This is a genomic window from Pseudomonas sp. UBA1879 (assembly GCF_002338065.1).
Lineage (GTDB): Bacteria > Pseudomonadota > Gammaproteobacteria > Pseudomonadales > Pseudomonadaceae > Aquipseudomonas.
This window is the reverse complement of sequence record NZ_DDHJ01000004.1, coordinates 221,612-241,953: the sequence shown is the minus strand read 5'-3', so window position 1 is coordinate 241,953 and position 20,342 is coordinate 221,612. Positions and strand designations below refer to the sequence as shown.

The window sequence follows — 20,342 nt, the reverse complement described above, 5'->3', positions numbered from 1 at the left end:
GAAACCATGAACACACCCATGATCATCGGTCGGCAGACCTACGACGGACTGGGCCGCCAGCTCTCTGTGGAGGTTGGCGGGCATACAACCCGCTTTCATTACGTCAACGGGCAACTCGCCCCTGCAGGCAATACCCTTGCCGATGGCCGCACAGTGGCCTTCGCTTACGAACGCCATTTGAATCATCAACTGTTGAGTGTCGAGGGTCAGGACGAAACGCCTGTGCGCATGACCTATCAAGCGGACATTGGCCAACTGGCCACGGCCACCGGCGAACTCGGCGTTCAGTCGTTCGCCTACACCCCCTCCGGACAAGCGCTGCGAGACGAGTGGACGGTCGATGACACGACTCACACCACGCACTGGAAATATTCGCTCTCGGGCCTGCTGCAAGGTTTCGATGACGCGCAGGGCATCCCCCATCGTCGCGAATTCGACAGTGCCGGGCGGGTGCAGCAAACACGTGTGGGTAGCGTCGAAACCCGCTATACGTACGACGCACTCTCGCGCCTGGCCGCGATAGAGGTGACGGACCGCGACAGCCAACGCACACTGACGACCTCCCTGACCTACGACTCTCTGGGCCGCGAACACAGCCGAACTTTCGTCGTCACGCTCGGCCCGGACGAAGGGGATGAATCACCTCGGACCGTCACGCAGACCTTGGGTTATTCGGCCCACGATCAGATCACTACACGAACCTGGACCCACGGCGAGCAGCAAGGGGAAGAGACGTTCGCCTACGACGCCCGAAACCGGCTGGTGCATTACACCGCCAACAAAGACGCGGCCCAGGAGGATCCTTACGGGAACCGCATCGTCGAGCAAGTCTTCACCTTCAACGCGCTGAACGGCTACGAAACGGTAGTCAATACCTTCGTCGACGGCACTCGGGACGAAGCGTCTTTCAGTTATGCCGAAGGTGATCCGACGAAAGTGGTGAAGGTGACTCATACCCACGAGACCTGGCCAGCCGAGGTGACGCTGACGTACGACGACAGTGGCCGCGTTTCAAGCGATAGTCTGGGTCGCAGCATGAAATGGGACACACAGGGTCGCCTCACCGAAGTCAGCCTTGAGGGTCGTGCCTGCACCTATCGCTACGACGCCAAAGGCCGACTGGTCGACCGCATCATCGACGGATTGCTGACCCGCAGCTTCTACAGCGCCGATCAGCTCACGCACGAGCAGACGGGCGATGACAGCCTGCAGCGCATCGGAGACGACGGTGCCATGTTCGCATTGAGCAGAGTGACCAAAGGGGTGCGCGACTCGGTTCTGATCGGCACCGACGGTCAAGGCAGCGTACGCCTGGAAGCCGACAGCGCCGTTCGTACGCTGGGTTACACCGCCCACGGAGCGTGCGGCGCAAATGAAGGGCGGGCGCCTTTCGGCTTTACCGGCGAGAGGCGCGAGCCTTTGACGGGCTGGTACCTCCCCGGCGGCCATCGCCCGTACGACCCTGTCTTGATGTGCTTTCTTGCGCCTGACAACGAAAGCCCGTTCGGTCGAGGCGGCATCAACCCTTACGCCTATTGTGCAGGTGACCCGGTCAACCGGATCGACCCTGACGGACACAGTTGGGTGAGTTACGCAGTCGCAGGCACAGGCCTGGCGCTGTCGGCGATTGCACTCATTCCGGGTTTGCAGGCGGCGCTTCCTGCGGCGGCTGCACTGTTCAGTGCCACCTCGACATTGAGCAGCGCGCAAATCGCCTGCCTGGCGGCGGCCGTGCTCGATGTGGTTTCCCTCACGACCGGCGCGGCAAGTCTGGCGCTGGAAATCAGCGGTCATGAAGGATCGGCAGCCGGCATTCTCGGCGGCATTTCGCTGGTGACGGGCCTGGCCGGCGCAGGGATTGGCATGAAGATGCACAGTCTGAGGCGCGCGGGATCACAGCAACGCGCGATGGATATCAAGCGCGGCTGGTCCTCGCCGAAGCCGCACCGTCTGGGCAACAGCGAATTGATCTATCAAGGGACCTCGAGAGCGGTCGACGTCGGTTTCATCGAAACGTATCGCGGCACGAATCAGGCCGCGCTGCTGACCCATGGCGATCCGGTACGGGCACTGTTGATGGGACCGGATGGCAAGGTGGCCCGCGCCGCTGACATTGCCAGGGATTTCATCGCGCCACGGCTGCAAGCCATGAACTACCCGTCGAACGAAACCTTTGTCCTGCTTTCCTGCTGGAGCGGTAAGAATGGTGCGGCGATGGAAATGGCCCGAGAGCTGGGCCGCCCTGTTCAGGGATTCGTCCAGAAAACCTACGTCCGCGGCTTCACGAACCTGCAGATGGCGGGTAACGCAGCCAATACCCCCCTCGAAGCTATCCCGTACCTGGAGCGGCTGCGCGCCACGGGCAATCCCTTTAAAGCCTGGAAAACCACCTTCAGGGAGGCAACTGCGAAGATTTTTCATCCTGATGGCAGGATCACTGCCATTTGACGGAAGTGTCCTCGATCCTTCAGGCCGTTCAGAGCGTGCCGGGCCGCCGCCCGGCACGCTTGTCCGATGTTTACCCTGCGACAGGGTGTCGCGCCGAGTGTCACGCGGTATACTGCCGCGCCTTTTTCCTGCCGCAGCGCCTGAGCGGCAACCGAGCCAATGGCCGTTTGCATGCAAGTCCGTGTTTGTTGCGCAAACCGCCCTACACCTGTTCCCGCCTGATTCGAGGAGAACACCCATGACCGTGATCAAGCAGGATGACCTGATTCAGAGCGTCGCCGACGCGCTGCAGTTCATCTCCTATTACCACCCCGTCGATTTCATTCAGGCGATGCATGAGGCCTACCTGCGCGAAGAGTCGCCCGCCGCGCGCGACTCCATGGCTCAAATCCTCATCAACTCGCGCATGTGCGCCACCGGCCATCGTCCGATCTGCCAAGACACCGGCATCGTGACCGTGTTTGTACGCGTGGGTATGGACGTGCGCTGGGATGGCGCCACCATGAGCCTCGACGACATGATCAACGAAGGCGTGCGTCGGGCTTACAACCTGCCGGAAAACGTCCTGCGTGCTTCGATCCTCGCCGACCCGGCCGGTGCTCGCAAAAACACCAAAGACAACACTCCGGCCGTCATCCATTACTCCATCGTTCCGGGTAACACCGTGGAAGTGGACGTGGCGGCCAAAGGCGGCGGCTCGGAAAACAAATCGAAAATGGCGATGCTCAACCCGTCCGATTCAATCGTCGACTGGGTGCTGAAAACCGTGCCGACCATGGGCGCTGGCTGGTGCCCGCCTGGCATGCTCGGCATCGGCATCGGCGGCACCGCCGAGAAGGCAGCGGTCATGGCCAAGGAAGTGCTGATGGAATCCATCGACATCCATGAGCTGAAGGCTCGCGGCCCGTCGAACCGTCTGGAAGAGATGCGTCTGGAACTGTTCGAGAAGGTCAACCAACTGGGCATCGGCGCCCAAGGGCTGGGTGGTCTGACCACCGTCCTCGACGTCAAGATCATGGATTACCCGACCCACGCAGCGTCCCTGCCGGTCTGTATGATTCCGAACTGCGCCGCCACCCGTCATGCCCATTTCGTGCTCGACGGTTCCGGCCCAGCGTCGCTGGAGGCGCCACCGCTGGACGCCTATCCGGAAATCGTCTGGGAAGCCGGCCCGTCTGCCCGTCGCGTCAACCTCGACACCCTGACGCCTGAAGATGTGCAGAGCTGGAAGCCGGGTGAAACCGTGCTGCTGAACGGCAAAATGCTCACTGGTCGCGATGCGGCGCACAAACGCATGGTCGAGATGCTGAACAAGGGCGAAACCCTGCCGGTGGACCTCAAGGGTCGCTTCATCTATTACGTCGGCCCGGTCGATCCGGTCGGTGACGAAGTGGTCGGCCCAGCCGGTCCTACCACCGCCACCCGTATGGACAAGTTCACCCGCCAGATCCTTGAGCAAACCGGCCTGTTGGGCATGATCGGCAAATCCGAGCGCGGTCCGACCGCCATCGACGCGATCAAGGACAACAAAGCGGTGTACCTGATGGCTGTCGGCGGTGCTGCTTACCTCGTCGCCCAGGCGATCAAGAAGTCGCAAGTGCTGGCCTTCCCGGAACTGGGCATGGAAGCGATCTACGAGTTCGAGGTCAAAGACATGCCGGTCACTGTCGCGGTCGACAGCAAAGGCGAGTCGGTGCACATCACCGGTCCTGCGATTTGGCAGAAGAAGATCAGTGAAAGCCTGGCGGTCGAAGTGCAGTAAGCGCTCCACCTGCTACAACGAAAAGCCCGGCCTGCGTGCCGGGCTTTTTCGTTTCTGGACAGCTCACCACGGAAACTGATTTTTCCGTTTGCGCGGCGAGCCGTCGTCCAGCAACGGCAGCCCCTGCTCCTCTCTCCAGGCGTTGACCTCTTCGGCCGTGTCGTTCTCATCCTCGTTGATGGTGTACCAGCCCTCGTAAGTGATCCGGCGCATCCAGCCTTTTGCAGTCATGGTGATGGTCGGGCGGCCGAGCGGGTCGTAGAACTGTTTGTCGTGATACCAGTGCTCGCGAACGCTGCTGTCATCGACATAGCGTTCGGTATTAGTGAAGTAAGGCCGATAAATCCTCACCGCCAAACCCTTGTTGTTGTAATCGACCCGTTCGCTGACGCGCCAGCGAGGATTGGCCTCGACCTCGGCCAAGTGGCCATCGTCCCCAAGACCCAGCTGCCCGTCGACCACCTGATAGGCCTTACCGGGTTCGACCAACTGCCGGGTTTGCAGGGCTCGACCAAAGCCATCGACAGACACGAGGGCCATGCGCAACTGCCGCTCGGAGTCGCCGGGGTAGCGGTCCCATTGCAGGGTCAGGCTGTGAACCGGCACCTTGTCATGGGTCCAACTGAACGCGTCGTAATAATGGGCCGTTGCGAAGTCAATCGACGACGGATGTTTGATGGCATCTCCCGGTTTCGCGTCCTCCAGAACGGCATCGACCAGCGATTGAAACCCGACCTCCTCGCCCAACTCGGTGCCATAGAAACTCGTCACTCGAGGGACGCCGAACCCGTCATACAGCGCCTCTTGGGCGTTGCGATTGGGGTCGATGATTTTGACAGGCTGCATGGCCCGGTAGCTGTAGGTCGCCGAGGTCACGCAACCGTCAGGCGCTGTCACTGATTTCACCATCAAACTGTACGGGTCATATTCGACGGTGCTGAGTCCGTGGCTGAACGTGGGTTTGAAGGCTTCCACCCGGTAAAAACGTTCGGCACCGGCGTAGGTGTTGAACCCTCGTCTCACGGACCACAGGATGCGCTGGGGCTCGTCCGGCAGGAAGCACGCCATCTTCTGATAACCGATTTCCGTCAGTTTCGCGGTCAATTCGTCGGAGGTCATGACGCGCTCGTAAGCCGTCAATGCATGTTCATCCAGTTCTGCGAGCTCGATGTAATCGGCCAGCGCCTGAAAGCCCGCTTCACCCTCTCCGGCGCTGTGGTAGCGCTGCTTGCTCAGTGACACCAGGGTCCTTGGCAACGAAGCGAACCAGCCCGTTTCATCACTGAAACGTTCGTAACTGATGTCGTCGGCGCTGACGCTGGACGTCAGCGCGACCATGGCATTGGACCGACTCAGATAGGGCAATCCCAACCGCCAGGTTTGCGCCGCCTCAAGGTGAATGGGCTGCGCTCGGGTTTCGGTCAGGTAGATATTTTGCTGCGCCTCATCATAGGCGGCCTGCCACCAGCGCTGTTGGTGCTCATCGTCGAAGGGTGGGGCATCGTCTGGCGACTTGCGCCGGGCAACATTGACGCCCGCCCCATGGGTCAGCACACCGTACTTGTCCCATTTCAGATTGATCACCCGCTGGCACATGGGGTCATCCGCACGCCCTTCGTACTGATAACCGATCGACTCCAGCATCAGAGACAACTGGCGGGCATAGGGCTGATGCTCGCTCACGGCGGCGAGCTGACGCACCAGATAGCGCGAGCTCTGGACAGAATACGGCACCGCATGGGGCGTATCGCCTTCGAGACCGAACACCTCAACCCTGAGCACGGCCCCAGCCAGGGATTGCGCCATTTCCCGCCGATCACTGTCCGTAGGTGACAAGATCACCTGATCGCTGCTGTTCGCAAATGTGGTGAGCAGGTCACTGCCCAACGCCACGGCATTCTCGTCACCCTCATAGAAACCCGTAATGCTGCGCAACGGATAACGCCCGCTGTGGTACCAGGTTTTCGTCAGCACTGGGGCAGTGAAACCTTCTTCCTGCTCAGCGGCCTGGGTGACTTCGCTGTCGATCTGACACACCAGTCCGAATCCCCTGAACTCACGCTCGTGACCATCGTAGTAGCCTTGCCGAAACTTGAATCGTTGGGCGAGCTCGTTGCCGGTCACCTCATCCCGCTGTGTTTGCTGAACAACGACATGCAACGCGAATGGCACACCCGATTCGACCTTCAAATCTGCCGCCCGTAGCTCGACCTTCTCGTCCAGCCACTCCTGCAGAGAGCTGCGGTAGGTGATGGTCCCCGAAGCGCCCATGCCGTTCTGGGTGCTTTTCAGCAGATACGGCTTGATCGACGGGTAGTCGAATCGCCAGTGTTTCGGCGCCATGTGGGAAACCGTCAGCACCAGACTCGAGCACCCCAGCCCCTGAAGATCTGCAATGCGCACCTGACAGAGCTGATCGTAATGAACCCCTTCCGGCCACGGCTGCGTGAACGGCTGGGCAAACCGGTTGCCCGACTGGTTCATGAACAGCTCGAAGCCCGTGGAGGTCAGGTACACTAGGTCCACAGCGCCGGAGCCGTCCATGTCTGCCAGCCGAATGCGTCCAGCATCGAAATCTTCATAGGTATAGGGCAGCGTCGCGAACACTTGCCCCTTGCCAAACCGCCCTCCTCCCAGATTTGCCCAGACGCGCACTTCATCATGGCGAATGCGCACAAGGTGTTGCTGACCGCTGCCAAAGATGTCGCAGAACGCGACCAACTCTGAAGAACTGTCGCTCGACAGAGGCAGGGTATCGCCTTCTGCGTCGTGGGCCACATCCTGACCTCGGGAAAACCCGCCCGCTCGCAGGCTGGGGTACACCCGAACACTACGAGGGCCTATCAGCGCCAAATCCTGGAGCCCACCGCCCATCAGGTCTGCCAGTTGCCCTTGAGGCTGAAAGAATTCTGAGGGGATCGCGGAAAAAGGCGCGAAGTCAGCCCACGTGCGATCGGGGTTCAATGTGAAGAATCCGAGCATGCCGGGCTGGCCCACGATCCAGTCGAGACGCCCGTCGCCGGTCAAATCGGCAAGGGATTGACGCACAGAGGCCTTCGAATCTGCTGCAGGATTGCTCGGCAATTCCCGTGGCGGTCCATATTGCACGGCATCCGGATCAGTCCCCTCACTGTCGCGTTCTGGCTCACAGTACAACCAGACTTTGTCCGCCTGATAGAGCACGCCCGGCAGGCCCTCTCCGTACAGATCCACCCATTGATAGGGCTCCCCGTCGTCCAGATCCGGCAAGGCGTCGAAGGGCGAAAACACCCCGGTTGCGACATTGAAATCCTGATAAGCAAACATCACCGGAGGGCGACGACTGAGGGCAGGCACAATCCGCTCCCCCCACGCCAGGCTCTCCACGGAAGCCAGCACTTTGGCGCCCTGCTGAAGGTCCACATAGTTGAATTTCAGCGCGCTGACGAGCGATGGGGTATCGGCGCCCAACTCATCGGGGAAGTGATGAAACATCAACACGTAATGGGCAAAGCGCAGGTTGCCCAACTCGAAGCCGTAGCCGAACGACGAATGGAAATCGGCGCGGCCCTCCCAGGCTTTGTCTTCGGCATAGGCCAGCGTGTCGTTGGCGAATGTCCGCTCGCCATAATCGACGATCAGCTCGAAATGCCATTGCAGGTCGGCAAGCTGTTGGGGCTGCCACAGGTACAGATCGGGATGGGCCTTGAAGTTGCCATAACGCACCCGGGACAGGTATCGCTGGGCGCTGAAATTGCGTCCAGGCCCAGGCGTCGTGTCGTCGACCAGTCCCTCTGAATCCTCGGGCTTGTATTCGTACAGAACATGCTCGCCGATGGGATTCATGGTTTCTTCGAGCAGCCACTCCGCGACACGCGTCGGGTCCGCAGGATCACACAGTCGGGATTCCGGCTGTCGTCCGTACATCGCGAGCGTGCCGTCAGCCCTGTGAATCAGCCAGAACCCCGCCGGATCGCTCTCATGACGCCAGTGTTCTATCCGTGCAAAGGCACCCTCCGCACGGGCAACGTACAGAACGACCTGATAGGTATGATCCAGCGTGAGCCCGCCGTACGTGTCGACGGTAGTTTCGACCAACGCACCACTGGCATCGCGGTCCGCCAGCAGCACGTCGGCATCGGGACCGAGCATGATGTCCTTGTCGGTGTACATCGGCACGCCTTTGCTCGCTCGCCGGGACACCGACCCAACGTTCATTTGCCAGCCCAACCCGAACAGGCCATTGCCCACAGAACTCTGATAGCCGAGCCTCAGCGCTGGCGCATGACCACGTCCCGTCGTGATCGGCAGCGGGATCTCCATCGATGCCGCTCCCATGGCGCCGACTGCACCCCAGCCCTTGCCGATGCTCTGAATCGCCCCGCCGCCTTTGGGCAGAGAGGGGGCAGAAACGCTGACGTATTGCTCCTGATCGGCCATGGCCGTGCTCCCTTTTACCCTTGAACAAAGGCATCACGTATCGAATCGTCGTGATGTCCTCGCTGTGTTCAGGTTAGGGGGCAGAGGGTAAAGGCGTTAGAACTTATCGCGATGGGGCTTATCGCGGTAACGCCGCTCGGTTCCTTCTCAGCCACTCAATGGCTGCGCCTTCGATCACTTCACCCCGGTGATCCATGACCTCTTCGTACAGCTTGCCGATCAGGTGATAGCTGGTGATGCCGTCGTGCCCGGCGAGTTCGGCAAGGATGTCCCAGAACTGATTGTCCAGGCGCAGTGTCGTCGCCATGCCGCAAATGCGCAGCAAGCGAGAACCGGGCTCGTAGAGGATCGGGTCAACTTTTACGTCGACTCCACAGGGTCAAACCTCTGCTCTCAAAGAATGATCTGTGTGCCGAGCACCTTCAGAAACGCCGCCAGCCAGGCGGGATGCGCAGGCCAGGCAGGGCCGGTCACCAGCTTGCCATCGGTGTGCGCTTGATCCATGCCGATCTCGACATACTCGCCACCCGCCAGCCTGACCTCTGGTGCACATGCGGGATACGCGCTCAGCGACTTCCCCTTTAGCACGCCGGTTTCCGCCAGCAACTGCGGTCCGTGGCAGACCGCCGCGATCGGTTTGTCGTCGCGACCAAACTCGCGCACCAGCTCCAGAACCTGCTGGTTCAGGCGCAGGTACTCGGGCGAGCGCCCGCCGGGGATCAACAGCGCGTCGAAGTCTGCGGATTTCACACTGTCGAAATCGAAATTCAGTCCAAAGTTATGGCCGCGTTTTTCGCTGTAGGTCTGATCGCCTTCGAAATCATGAATCGCCGTGCGAATGACGTCGCCCTTCTTTTTACCGGGTCAAACCGCGTGCACGGTATGACCGACCATTTGCAGCGCCTGAAAAGGCACCATCACTTCGTAGTCTTCGACGTAATCGCCGACCAACATGAGAATTTTCTTCGCAGCCATTATCAATCTCCTCTGTATGTGTGACGTCGAGTATTCGCACAGCCTTCACGTCCCGGGTAACAGCCTAGTACCACAGTGAAGGGTCGACACATCGGCCGATGGATGACCGGAGCGCCGTTGGTCGCGAGTCCCGTTCGTCCGGTCAAACGGGTTCTAGGCTTGGGTAATGAGCCGACACGGATGTCACTGGCATGAGCCTCCATTCCTTTACGCCCCAATTGCGCATCATCGACCCTCGGGGATTGTTGGCGCGTGAAGTGGCTTGGCATCGAATCGATCAGGCCGCAGAAGCGCAGGCGCGTGTGACGCGTCATGTGTGGGATGAAGCAGGTCGCTCGGTGGCCGAATGGGATCCTCGCCTGTGGGAAACGGCTGCAACCGCGAACAACAGAAAAACACCTTCGTTATCGGGTCAACCCCTGCTTGATGAGAACGTCGATGCGGGTTGGCGATTGGAGCTGTCGGGCGCTGACGGGCAATCGGTCGAGCGATGGGATGGTCGGGCAAGCTACAGCCGGATCGATTACGACGAGTGCCTGCGGCCTGTTTCGGTGACTGAAACATTGATCGATGCCCAGCCGAACGTGGTTGAGCGATTTACCTATGGCGATGCTTCAGGACTGTGCGCAGAGCACAATCAATGCGGGCGGTTGATTCGTCATGACGATCCGGCAGGAACCCTGTGCGCTCAAGAGTTCGGCTTGGCAGGGGGTGTGCTCATCGAGAATCGAAGGTTTCTGCAGACAGACGAACAGCCCGACTGGCCTCTCGATTCCGGCCAACGCGATGCCTTGCTGGAGCCTGGGACTGGGCACACCACCACGACAGTTTTCGATGCTGCGGCTGCGCTTATTGTCCAGACCGATGCTGTCGGCAATCGCACTGAACACTTCAATAATACGGGTGGACTTCTGCGTGAAATACGCCTGAAGCTGGCGGACGCACAGACTTTTCAGACACTCATCAGCGACCTTCACTACAACCCAACTGGTCAACTGGAACGCGAGCGTCTGGGTAACGGCGTCGTCAGCGAAAAAACTTACGAGCCGCAAAGTGGAAAGTTGACGCGCATCTTCTCTTCAAGAGCTGACAATACCGTCCTGCAAGACCTGAACTACCGCTATGACCCGGTCGGCAACGTCCTCGAAATCGAGGATGCCGCTCAGGCCACTCGTTTTTTCGCCAACCAACGCATCGACCCCGTCAGCCTCTATCGCTACGACACGCTGTATCAGTTGATCGAAGCCACAGGCCGCGAAGTGGCAAACGGCGCGAGCCATGGCCCTGCACTGCCAGCACTGCAAAACCTGCCGCAAGACCCCAATCACCTGAGCAATTACACCCAAACGTATGACTACGACGCAGGGGGTAATCTGCTGGAAATGCGCCATGTCGGCGCGCAGTCGTTTACGCGCGCGATGCTGGTCGCCCCGGACAGCAATCGCAGCTTGCCTGAGGCGGATGTTGATCCGGATGTTGACAACGGATTCGATGCCAACGGCAATCTGCAACAGTTGATACGCGGACAGGATTTGACGTGGGATCTGCGTAATCAGTTGGCGCAGGTCACCCGCGTAAAACGTGACGACGCCAACGATGACGACGAAACCTATGTCTACGACGGTAATGACCAGCGCTGCCGCAAGGTACGCAGCACACGAGCCAAACGCCGTACTTTGATGGCCGAAACCCGCTATCTGCCCGGCCTCGAAATCCGCACGCAACCCAATGGAGAGATCCTGCATGTCTGCACGATGCCCACCGCGCACAACCTTGTCCATACACTGCACTGGGTTGCCAACACACCCGACGGTATCAAAAACGATCAGGTGCGTTACAACCTCAACGATCATCTGGGTTCGAGCACACTGGAACTGGATGACACAGGCGACTTGATCAGCCAGGAAATCTACTACCCATTCGGCGGCACATCATGGTGGGCGGCGACAAATGCGATGGACGCCAAATACAAAACCATTCGCTATTCAGGCAAAGAGCGCGATGCAACCGGGCTGTATTACTACGGTTTGAGGTACTACGCTCCGTGGTTGATGCGATGGATAAACACCGATCCGGCAGGCAGTGTCGATCACTTGAACCGATACTGCTTCGTCAGCAATACACCGGTTCGCAAACTCGACGTACAAGGAGCGAACGGAGTCGACCCCAATCAGGCCGCGATTCTCATTCAGAGCCACGTCCGAAGGTTTCTGTCTCCCGTCAAAGTCAAAACCCCCGTTCAGGGCGTCATCAGTGTTTCGATCAAAGGCGACAACTCAGTCTTTGACCGTGTGGGCATTGCTCTCGACCGTGAAGCGAAAGCCGCCCGACAACTTTTTTATCTTGCTCTGGACAACAGTCTGCAGGGCAAGGTTTCTGGCGGTGATGCCACAATACGTCTGAGCTCAGCCTCAAGTGGGGAAATTGCCAATGCCAGCGGCTCCATGCCAACCGCCTATATAAATGGCAGCTACTTCAACATGGGAAGCCCTGCGCCCAATCAAGGCATTGCTGAATACGCCTCGGTTGGCGAGAACCTCATTGATGGCAGAGCCAAGGCATCCGTACCGATTCCAGCGACCTATGCCAACAGTTATTCAAAGCTAACGCTGCAAGATGGTTCGTTTATTCATGTGGCCCCCAAATTGACAATGAATCGGAGACCTAGCTTTACGAGACAGGACAGTGGTCTTAAGCAAAACCAATACAGCGCTGAGACATCACATGTTGGCGCGTTGGGACATGCCGGTGATCCCAATGCCCGCTCAGGAATCAGCCTGGCGGCAGCAGACACGGCAAAAACACGGTTGGCAGTGGGTCTGAATCAGGGCAGAGGTTCCTACGCACGTAAAACTGACGAACCGGGCTTTACCATGCTCGAATGGACGGCTGTCATGACTCGCCTTGACGCATTGAATGACAATCCAGTTAACGGTGATTCCGAACCAGGGCTTGTGGCAGCGTCATCATGGAATCTGGACGGTGGAGACTCCTCAACGCTCGGGGTCATTGATGAAAACGGCGCGCATGCGATGCGGGTTGATACATTGAAGATCAATTCAAGAGCCTCCAGGCCCGCCAGACCCATCGGGAATTTCCTGTCTTTCCACCGTAGGTAAATGTTCAGCCCATGTGAGAGCCAATCAGCCCCGACGATCCAGCGCATTCACCACCAACCGATCCACCCACCCCCACAACCGCTGCTGGACTCGGCGCCACAGCGGTCGGCTCTGCCAGTCCTTGAGGCTCACTTCGTTGCTCACCAGAAAGTCCCGCTCGAAGCTTTCCTGCACGGCCATCGTCAGCGCCGGGTCCATGGCCTCAAGGTTGGCTTCAAGGTTGAAGCGCAGGTTCCAGTGGTCGAAATTGCACGAACCGATGCTCACCCAGTCGTCCACCAGGACCATTTTCAGGTGCAGGAAGCACGGCTGGTATTCGAAGATCTTGACCCCGGCCTTGAGCAGACGGGGGTAGTAGCGATGCCCGGCGTAGCGCACGGAGGGGTGATCGGTGCGCGGGCCGGTGAGCAGCAGGCGCACGTCAACACCTCGGGAGGCTGCCCGGCGCAAGGCGCGGCGCACTTTCCAGGTGGGCAGAAAGTATGGGGTCGCCAGCCAGATGCGCTGTTTGCTGGTGTTCAGCGAGCGAACCAGCGATTGCAGGATGTCGCGGTGTTGTCGCGAATCGGCGTAGGCCACACGCCCGAGGCCCTCGCCGCTGACCGGGGCTTTCGGCAAGCGCGGCAGGCCGAAGTTTTCGGCCGGGCGCCAGGCGCGACGCCTTGGGTTGGCGTGAAACTGACGATCGAACAGCGCCTGCCAGTCAAGCACCATGGGGCCACGAATTTCCACCATGACCTCATGCCACTCACTGGCGTCCTGGTCCGGGCGCCAGAACTCGTCGGTCACCCCGGTGCCCCCGACCACCGCCAGCGCCTTGTCCACCAACAGCAGCTTGCGATGGTCGCGGTAGAAATTGCGAATGCCGCGCCGCCAATTCACAGGGTTGTAAAAGCGCAGGATCACACCCGAATCGGTCAATCGCTTGCGCAGGCCAAGGGTAAACGCCAGTGACCCGAAGTCGTCGAACAGGCAGCGCACGATCACCCCTCGTGTCGCTGCGTTCACCAACGCCTGCACCACAGCTTCGGCGCAAGCGCCCGCCTCCACCAGATACAGTTCCAATTCGACCTGCTGCTGGGCGTTTTCGATAGCGGCGATCATGCGCGGGAAGAAGGCAGGGCCGTCGATCAGCAGATTGAATTGGTTGTCTTCACGCCACGGAAAGATCGCGCCTCTCATGCTCAGCGCGCCGTGAAGATCAGCACGGCGCCGACCGGCACCGAGAAGCCGATGGCCGACAAGTCAGCGACCGTGCGCAGCGCATCCAGGCCTGGCAACAGGCCAAAATCCTCGGCATGCAACACCAGCGGTTCCAGGGTCACGACCTGAAAACGTCGGTCGTCGAGACGCGTGGCGAGCAGTTCGGCGCTATAGCTTTGCGACTGGCCGTGCAGTTGCACCCGTAATGGCAAGCGAAGTTCGAGCTGAGCGCCGGGGGCCAGTGCGTTGATCGGGCGCATGTCCAGTTGCGCGGTGATTTTCGCCTCGGGGAATTGCTTGACGTCGAACAGCTGCCGACGCAGTCGCTCATCGCGCAACGGAGTGCCCGTACTGACGGAATCCAGCTCGACCTCAAGCTCCGCGACGCCTTTGAGATCGACTTTGCCGTGCAAATTAAGGAAGCGGTGAACTTCAGAAATGTCAGCGTTTTTGGTGGAGATGAACGACAGTCGCGACGACTCGTTGTCCAGATACCAATTTGCCTGGGCAGGCAGCGCCAGCACGGCGAGCGCGGCCAAGAGCAGGCGGGTGAATGTGGGCATGTGAACTCCAGCGGCGCGATTGAGGCAACCTTATCCGGCTGTCTGACCGCTGACAAACGGGGACGTTCGCCCTCATGGCCCGGCAGGCAGCAATCGACAGCCCTGCCGCGCCCCCTGCCACTGGGCGCTGCTCTCACGCCCCAGGCCGCTGGCGGTGATGCGCTTGTCGCTGTGGCTTTCGGTCAACGTGCTGGGCAGCCACTGTTTGACGTAGCTCTCGCAGTAGTCCGCCGGGTGGTTCATGACATACCGGCACGAGCAATATTCCTTGGCAGTGTAGGCGCTGATGATGGTCGGGAAGGCTTGCAACTGAACGCGCCAGACCCAGATCACCGCCATCAACGCCAACAGGATCAGGATGGCCAGACAGCTGAAGGAACGTCGTTGAATGAAGCGTTTGCGCGTGCTCATTGGGCGACCTCCCCGGCCGCGGCCTTCAGCACTCGTTTGAGCAACTGGTCGTGATCGTAAGTGGCGTCTCGGTCGTCGGCGTAACGCACGACCACCAACCCGGCGCTGGGGATCACGTACAACGCCTGCCCCCAATGCCCGAGGGCAGCGAAAGTGTCGGGCGGTGCGTCCCGCCAATTGCCCGGCTGGCCATTCGCGGTCCTGTTCAGCCACCAGTGTCCGCCCGGCGCTTCATTGATCACGGTCTCGGAAGCGAACGGCCTGAGGCTGAAATCGACCCAGGCACCGGGCAGCAATTGACGCCCCTGCCAACGCCCGCCGCGTTGCATCAACAAGCCGATACGCGCCAGATCCCGGGCGGTCATGTAGGCGTAAGACGAGCCAACGAAGGTCCCGGTGGCGTCGGTTTCCCAGACCGCGCTTTTGATGCCCAGCGGGTCGAACAACGCGGTCCACGGGTAATCGGGGTAAGCGCTGTCGCCCACCATCCCCTTCAATGCGGCGGCGAGTACCGTGCTGTCGCCGCTCGAATAGCGATAGGCCGTGCCGGGTGCGGAGGCGACAGGCTGTTGCGCCGTGAACCGCGCCATGTCGCCGCGTCCTCGGGTGTACAGCATGGCGACGACCGAGGAATTGAGCGGCGCGTATTCGTAGTCTTCCTGCCAGTCCAGGCCCGAGGCCCAATGCAGCAGGTCCTGGATCTTGATGGCCGGATGGGCGCTGAACGGCCCGTAAAATCTGGCCACCGGGTCATCGAGTTTGAACCGGTTCTCCCCGAACGCCACGCCGAGCACGGTGGCGAGAATGCTCTTGCTGATCGACCAGGTGAGGTGCGGCGTCTCGGCGTTCGTCACGCCTGCGTAGCGTTCATAGATCACCTCACCGTCGCGGATAATCAACAGCGCGTCGGTGCGAATGCCCTTGCGTTCCTGTTCATTGCGAGGAGGGAAGGCGTAGGCCTCCAGATCGTCGAGGGCTGGGCTCGATGCCAGTGAATGGACGGCCCATTGATCACCCGGCCACGTTTGAGCCGCGGCCTGGCAGGCGATCAGAAAAAGAAACAGCGTGAATAGCGGACGGCGCATGAACGAGTCTCGAATGCGGGATGCCCGAAACCCTAGCAGGCAATGATGACAACCTGCGCAACGCGATGCGCTTTCTGTAGGAGCGTGGCCTGTCCCGCGATCTGCCGGGAACCGGCAACAAACTGACTCACTCGATGTGTCTGGCACACCGCGTAAACCGGATTGACTGCTGCAATGCGGCAGGTCTCGGGACGCGCCTACGACCAGAATCAAACGCAATTGCCTGTCGCGTTTTCCCTGTCACGCAACCATCACCAAAGCTTAATGGTGATGACACGGGCCCTCCCTAGCCTGCATTCGTACCGCATTGCTTCGAATAATCAGTCGACCGGCCTGGACCAAGGCTGGCCCACGGAGACGCCACATGACTCAGATTGCCAGCATTCGAGACACCTCCTCCGACCGTCGCCTGCAGGCCGAGCGTCTGATCGGTCCTCACGCCTTGCAGCAAGCACAGGCGTTGCGCTTTCAAGTGTTCAGCGGCGAATTCAACGCCAAGCTCAATGGCGCCGAGCAGGGCCTGGACATCGACGATTACGACGTACATTGCATGCACATCGGCGTGCGCGACCTCAGCACCGGTCGCCTCGTCGCCACCACACGCCTGCTGGATCACAAGGCTGCAAACACCTTGGGCCGGTTCTACAGCGAAGAAGAATTCAGCCTGCACGGCCTCGGCCATCTGCAAGGCCCGATCCTCGAACTGGGCCGCACGTGCGTCGATCCTGCCTACCGCAACGGCGGCACCATCGCCGTGTTGTGGAGTGAGCTGGCCGAAGTGCTGAACGAAGGCGGCTACAGCTACCTGATGGGCTGCGCCAGCATCCCGATGCAAGACGGCGGCATTCAGGCCCACGCCATCATGCAGCGCCTGCGCGAACGTTACCTGAGCACCGAACACTTGCGTGCCGAGCCGAAAAATCCATTGCCCACCCTCGACCTGCCTAACAACGTCATTTGCGAAATGCCGCCGTTGCTCAAGGCCTACATGCGCCTGGGTGCGAAGATCTGCGGCGAGCCTTGCTGGGACGAAGATTTCCAGGTCGCCGACGTGTTCATCCTGCTCAAGCGCGACGAGCTGTGCCCGCGCTACGCTCGCCACTTCAAGGCAGCGGTGTGATGAGCCGGTTGCGCAGTCATGCGCGGGTCATTCGGGTGTTGAGCGTCATCGCTTTGGGGTTGACGATTGCCGGCACGTTCGCCCTGATGGAGCGTCTGCGCATCGGCAATTCCATGGCCCGCCGCCAGCGCTGGACCCGTTGGTTCATGGTGTGCCTGACCGCCGCCCTGCCCTTTCGCGTGAAGGTCAGCGGCCAAGTGCCAAGCCAGCCGATGCTGTGGATCAGCAACCACGTCTCGTGGACCGACATCCCGCTGCTGGGCATGCTCGCCCCGTTGTCGTTTCTGTCCAAGGCGGAAGTGCGCACCTGGCCGGTGGCAGGCTGGTTGGCGTTGAAGGCGGGAACGCTGTTCATTCGCCGCGGGTCGGGGGATAGCAAGCTGATTCAGAAACAAATGGGCCAGCACCTGCTGGGCAATCACTCGCTGGTGATCTTCCCCGAAGGCACCACCACCGATGGCCGCAGCTTGCGCACGTTCCACGGTCGCCTGCTGTCCAGCGCGATCGAAACCGAAGTGGCTGTGCAGCCGGTGGCGATTCAATACCTGCGCGATGGCAAGCCGGACCAGATCGCCCCGTTCATTGGCGATGACGATTTGTTGTCGCACCTGCGTCGCCTGTTCGCCAATGAGGTGAGTGACGTGCACATTCACTTGCTGACGCCGATCGCGTCTCAGGGGAAGGAACGCGCAGTCTTGGCGTTCGAAGCGCAACAAGCCGTGCACGCCGCGCTGTTCGGTGACTCGAATCAACCTGCACACGCCGGTCAGTCCGCCGACGTGCGTTCCGCCGCGAGAGCCGCCTGAGCGAACGCTTGCAGCTCGGGATAAAACGTACGGAAATCTTCGCTCAACGGCCCATAAAGCGCCTGCAGTTCCTGCATGGCGCCGGCCAGTCCCTCGGGGCGTGACAGGCGTCGGGCAATGCCCGCCAGCGCTCCGCCTACCACCTCGAACGCCACGTACGAGCCGAGCCAGTCCTGCGCCGCCATGCGCGGGGCAATGAGCGCCAGCCTCTCAGGCAACTGCGGCTCGTTTGCCAGGACGTGGTACACCCTGGCCGTGAACATCCCGAGCGGAACGTCCGAATACTGCGCCCAATCCCGCGCCAGGCAATGGTCGAAAAACACGTCGAGCACGATGCCGGCATAACGCCTGCGCTCAGCCGGAAAACGCGCCATGGCCCGCTTGATGACAGGGTGGGCGTCGGTGAACGCGTCGATGCGCCGGTGCAAGCGGATGGCGTCCTCAATCTCGGCAGGAAACCGCCCCGGCAGCAGCCCTTTGACGAAATCGCCATACAGGCTGCCGAGCAATTGTGGGGGCGTCTGACCGCCCAAGTGGAGGTGTGCGAGGTAATTCATGGGAAACGCCTATCTCACATATTCGACAAACCCTGTAGGAGTGAGCTTGCTCGCGATTTCGATTTCTCATTCAACATTGAGCTGCCTGACAGGGCGTATCGCGAGCAAGCTCACTCCTACACGTATGCCTCGACTGAAGTTTTCGACATTAGCCTACATCGCTTCCTTACAACCTCGTATCGTTATAACCCGATATACCCATTCACACAGCCCTTAGCACACATTCATATTTGTATATCGCGATGGACAGATATAAGGTTCGCCCCATCGCGATATACCGCTATACGCGGAGTGAGAACGACATGCCTATCGACCTCGACGACATCATAAAAGCCCTGTCGCACCCGGTGCGCCGTCAGATTCTTTCCTGGTTGAAAGACCCTGCGACGTGCTTCCCGGACCAACAACACACCTTTGATGGCGGCGTCTGCGCGGGTCAGATCGACCAACGCGCCGGGCTTTCGCAATCGACCATTTCCGCCCATTTGTCAACGCTGCAACGCGCCGGGCTGATCACGAGCAAAAAGCATGGTCAGTGGCATTTCTTCAAACGTAACGAAGACGCCGTTCAGGCGTTTTTGAAAGAGCTGACTGAACAGCTCTGAACCCATTCACAGGAGACGCCGCGTGCCTCTTTCACTCCTTATTCTGGCCCTGAGCGCCTTTGCCATCGGCACGACCGAGTTCGTCATCATGGGCCTGCTGCCCGACGTTGCTGCTGACCTGGGCGTGAGCATTCCCGGCGCAGGCTGGCTGGTCACCGGTTACGCATTGGGCGTCGCGATCGGCGCGCCGTTCATGGCCATGGCCACCTCACGCTTGCCGCGCAAAGCCGCGCTGGTGATCCTGATGGGCATCTTCATCGTCGGTAACCTGCTCTGCGCCGTTGCCACCGATTACAACGTGCTGATGTTCGCCCGGGTGATCACGGCCCTGTGTCATGGCGCGTTCTTCGGCATCGGTTCGGTGGTCGCCGCGGGGCTGGTGCCGGCCAACCGCCGTGCCTCCGCCGTGGCCCTGATGTTCACCGGCCTGACCCTCGCCAACGTGCTGGGGGTGCCGCTGGGCACGGCATTGGGTCAACAGGCCGGCTGGCGTTCGACGTTCTACGCCGTGACGGTCATTGGTGTGATCGCGTTCATCGGGCTGATTCGCTTTCTGCCCGCGAAACGTGACGAAGAAAAACTCGACATGCGCGCCGAGCTGGCGATGCTCAAAGGCGCCGGCATCTGGCTGTCGCTGAGCATGACCGCGCTGTTCGCCGCCTCGGTGTTCGCGCTCTTCACCTACGTGGCGCCGCTGCTGGGCGAAATCACTGGCGTATCGCCCCATGGCGTGACCTGGACGCTCATGCTGATCGGCCTGGGCCTGACCCTCGGCAACCTCATCGGCGGCAAGCTGGCGGATCGTCGGCTGGCGGCCACGTTGATCGGCGTGTTCATCACCATGGCCGTGGTCTCGACGGTTCTGAGCTGGACCAGCGTTGCGCTGATTCCAGCGGAAGTGACCTTGTTCCTGTGGGCCGTCGCCTGTTTCGCTGCCGTACCCGCCCTGCAAATCAACGTCGTGACCTTCGGCAAAGATGCGCCGAATCTGGTCTCGACCCTGAACATCGGTGCTTTCAACGTCGGCAATGCCTTGGGCGCGTGGGTCGGTGGCAGCGTCATCGCCCACGGCCTCGGCCTGACCAGCGTGCCATTGGCAGCGGGCGCACTGGCAGTGCTGGCCCTGCTGGTGACCCTGATCGTTTTCCGTCAGCGCGGCGATGCCGGGCTGGCCGCTGTTGCCAACTGAGCTTCAAGCTTCAGTGCGACAGCCATGTGCGTAAAAAACTGCGGATTCAACGTTTCCAGACTCCTGAAGGATTTCTCCAA

Annotated in this window: 14 protein-coding genes and 1 pseudogene; 7 read left to right on the top strand and 8 right to left on the bottom strand. The window is 60.4% G+C overall.

The features are described from left to right. Positions 1-6 precede the first annotated feature (6 nt). Both B3N48_RS04240 and B3N48_RS04235 read left to right on the top strand, forming a co-directional pair. Positions 7-2,448 carry an RHS repeat-associated core domain-containing protein gene (locus B3N48_RS04240; protein ID WP_296179886.1) on the top strand — a complete coding sequence of 814 codons (2,442 nt, stop codon included), beginning with the start codon at positions 7-9 and terminating at the stop codon, positions 2,446-2,448. 238 nt (positions 2,449-2,686) lie between these two features. Next, the gene (locus tag B3N48_RS04235) at positions 2,687-4,210 is read left to right on the top strand and encodes a fumarate hydratase (protein ID WP_108236967.1); all 1,524 of its coding nucleotides are present in this window, start codon (positions 2,687-2,689) and stop codon (positions 4,208-4,210) included. Between the two features lie 63 nt (positions 4,211-4,273). Here B3N48_RS04235 and B3N48_RS04230 read toward each other — a convergent pair whose 3' ends face one another. From B3N48_RS04230 to B3N48_RS04220, 3 genes and pseudogenes are all read right to left on the bottom strand, one after another. After that, the gene (locus B3N48_RS04230) at positions 4,274-8,629 is read right to left on the bottom strand and encodes a SpvB/TcaC N-terminal domain-containing protein (RefSeq protein WP_296179877.1); all 4,356 of its coding nucleotides are present in this window, start codon (positions 8,627-8,629) and stop codon (positions 4,274-4,276) included. A gap of 118 nt (positions 8,630-8,747) precedes the next feature. Continuing rightward, positions 8,748-8,978: a ribbon-helix-helix domain-containing protein gene (locus B3N48_RS04225; RefSeq protein WP_414704203.1), complete on the bottom strand. Its 231-nt coding sequence runs from the start codon at positions 8,976-8,978 to the stop codon at positions 8,748-8,750. Positions 8,979-9,022: 44 nt separating this feature from the next. Further along, positions 9,023-9,607, bottom strand: a pseudogene (locus tag B3N48_RS04220) (DJ-1/PfpI family protein). A 188-nt stretch (positions 9,608-9,795) separates the two neighbouring features. Here B3N48_RS04220 and B3N48_RS04215 point away from each other — a divergent pair. Continuing rightward, entirely contained in the window at positions 9,796-12,723 is a 2,928-nt protein-coding gene (locus B3N48_RS04215; RefSeq protein ID WP_296179874.1) for an RHS repeat domain-containing protein, read from the top strand. Between the two features lie 24 nt (positions 12,724-12,747). On the opposite strand, the gene B3N48_RS04210 is transcribed toward B3N48_RS04215, so the two are convergent. From B3N48_RS04210 to B3N48_RS04195, 4 genes are all read right to left on the bottom strand, one after another. Continuing rightward, on the bottom strand, positions 12,748-13,905 hold the full coding sequence (locus B3N48_RS04210; protein ID WP_296179871.1) for a phospholipase D-like domain-containing protein: 1,158 nt from the start codon (positions 13,903-13,905) through the stop codon (positions 12,748-12,750). A 2-nt stretch (positions 13,906-13,907) separates the two neighbouring features. Beyond that, positions 13,908-14,489, bottom strand: a complete 582-nt coding sequence (locus tag B3N48_RS04205) for a YceI family protein (RefSeq protein WP_296179868.1) — start codon at positions 14,487-14,489, stop codon at positions 13,908-13,910. A gap of 72 nt (positions 14,490-14,561) precedes the next feature. Continuing rightward, positions 14,562-14,900: an amidase gene (locus B3N48_RS04200; RefSeq protein ID WP_296179866.1), complete on the bottom strand. Its 339-nt coding sequence runs from the start codon at positions 14,898-14,900 to the stop codon at positions 14,562-14,564. Beyond that, positions 14,897-15,985 (bottom strand): serine hydrolase domain-containing protein, encoded by a 1,089-nt coding sequence (locus B3N48_RS04195; RefSeq protein WP_296179863.1) that lies wholly within the window; start codon positions 15,983-15,985, stop codon positions 14,897-14,899. Before B3N48_RS04195 ends, B3N48_RS04200 begins: the two co-directional genes overlap by 4 nt. 364 nt (positions 15,986-16,349) lie before the next feature. On the opposite strand from B3N48_RS04195, the gene olsB reads away from it, so the two are divergent. Together olsB and B3N48_RS04185 are read left to right on the top strand one after the other, a co-directional pair. Continuing rightward, positions 16,350-17,105 (top strand): L-ornithine N(alpha)-acyltransferase, encoded by a 756-nt coding sequence (olsB, locus tag B3N48_RS04190; RefSeq protein ID WP_296179861.1) that lies wholly within the window; start codon positions 16,350-16,352, stop codon positions 17,103-17,105. Next, positions 17,105-17,911 carry a lysophospholipid acyltransferase family protein gene (locus B3N48_RS04185; RefSeq protein ID WP_296179859.1) on the top strand — a complete coding sequence of 269 codons (807 nt, stop codon included), beginning with the start codon at positions 17,105-17,107 and terminating at the stop codon, positions 17,909-17,911. The genes olsB and B3N48_RS04185 overlap by 1 nt, the downstream gene beginning before the upstream one ends. Here B3N48_RS04185 and B3N48_RS04180 read toward each other — a convergent pair. Then, the gene (locus B3N48_RS04180) at positions 17,872-18,468 is read right to left on the bottom strand and encodes an ACP phosphodiesterase (protein WP_296179856.1); all 597 of its coding nucleotides are present in this window, start codon (positions 18,466-18,468) and stop codon (positions 17,872-17,874) included. The genes B3N48_RS04185 and B3N48_RS04180 overlap by 40 nt on opposite strands. Before the next feature lie 302 nt (positions 18,469-18,770). Between B3N48_RS04180 and B3N48_RS04175 the strand changes: the two genes are divergently transcribed. Both B3N48_RS04175 and B3N48_RS04170 read left to right on the top strand, forming a co-directional pair. Continuing rightward, a complete protein-coding gene (locus B3N48_RS04175; protein WP_296179854.1) occupies positions 18,771-19,073 on the top strand; it encodes an ArsR/SmtB family transcription factor in 303 nt (100 codons plus the stop codon). Between the two features lie 22 nt (positions 19,074-19,095). Further along, a complete protein-coding gene (locus tag B3N48_RS04170) occupies positions 19,096-20,262 on the top strand; it encodes an MFS transporter (protein WP_296179852.1) in 1,167 nt (388 codons plus the stop codon). Positions 20,263-20,342 lie beyond the last annotated feature (80 nt).